Source organism: Priestia sp. SIMBA_032, from assembly GCF_046535215.1.
Taxonomy (GTDB): Bacteria; Bacillota; Bacilli; order Bacillales; family Bacillaceae_H; genus Priestia; species Priestia aryabhattai.
This window is the reverse complement of sequence record NZ_JAWRXD010001023.1, coordinates 1-258: the sequence shown is the minus strand read 5'-3', so window position 1 is coordinate 258 and position 258 is coordinate 1. Positions and strand designations below refer to the sequence as shown.

General features: G+C 36.8%; 1 pseudogene. It reads right to left on the bottom strand.

Annotated elements, in window-relative coordinates:
* Nucleotides 1-258, bottom strand: a pseudogene (locus tag SB717_RS37445) (MFS transporter); the annotation flags it as partial.

The window sequence follows — 258 nt, the reverse complement described above, 5'->3', positions numbered from 1 at the left end:
ATATTCAATTCTTGCATATGTGTTGCAATCGCTCCTTGCCACTGTACGTATGTAACCCAGCATAAAGCATATGCTACACACACGATAAGAAGTGCTTTAAATCCAGGTGTAAGTGACCACCCTTTTTTCGTTTCGACTTCTTTTTGCACTCCTGGCTCTTTCTTGTCTTCCATACCGCGGAATCCAATAAAAGCAATTAAGAAGAAAACAAAGTATAAAATAAAGTTCGCTAAGAAAATATAATCAAAACGATACGAT